We start from the raw sequence: 891 nt of genomic DNA on the forward strand, positions 1-891 counted from the left end.
TGATTTAATTGCCCATGTTACAATTAAATAATTATATTTAGCCACAGTTATTTACGTCCCAAATGAAGAACTTTATTCTTTTGATGGTGGCTTTTCTTTCTATTTCCTTTTCCTACGCCCAGGAAAATCACCTACAGGAAAAAGATGGACTTAATGCTACTATCGAACAGCTGTTAAGAGACGCCGAGGAGTCTATTAATAGCGTAAATTTTGACCAGGCCCTGCGCGAACTCAATAGGGCGTTGGAATTGTCCCGGGCAGTTGATCACCCAAGGCTCATCGCGCTTTCGAGCAGTCTAATGGCCCAATTGCACTATGTGCGGCATGAACACGATAAAGCCGCTACAGAATTGCAGCGTGCACTTTCGCTTCAGCGGGAAATTGGAGATGAAGCAGGCTTAGCCTATAGTTATCTTAACTACGGAAAAATTTTTACGGCAAAACGAATTTTTGAAAGAGCTACAGAATATTTTGATCTTTCTCAAAGTCTTTATGAAAAACTGGGTGATCCTGAAGGCCTCGGGAACATCGATCTTAATCGTGGAATCCTATACCTGAACACTTCAGATAGGCCTCACGCCGCTCTTTCCTACTTCAATTCAGCTGAAGAAAAGTTGAAGAACAGCACCAACCAGTATGAAAGGGTACGTATCCATTTCTACAAAGCCAGAGCATATCTCGCCACGGGCCAGCTGGAACAGGCAATGAACGAAGCCAATAAGAGCCTTGCCCTGGCTAAAAAGAACAATTTTGGCGGAATGGTACAACATACCTATTGGGTGCAAAGCAAAATTCAGGAAGAGGCGGGAAATCATGCCGAAGCTTTAAGCTTGTTAAAGGTCAATAATCAAATGCGGGATTCCCTGTACAACCTCAACAAGGAAGCCTTAG

Annotated in this window: 1 pseudogene; it reads left to right on the forward strand. The window is 43.1% G+C overall.

Annotated features, from left to right (window positions below):
* Positions 1-62: 62 nt before the first annotated feature.
* Positions 63-891, forward strand: a pseudogene (locus HC175_RS15390) (hybrid sensor histidine kinase/response regulator); the annotation flags it as partial.

It is taken from the genome of Salinimicrobium oceani (genome assembly GCF_012037645.1).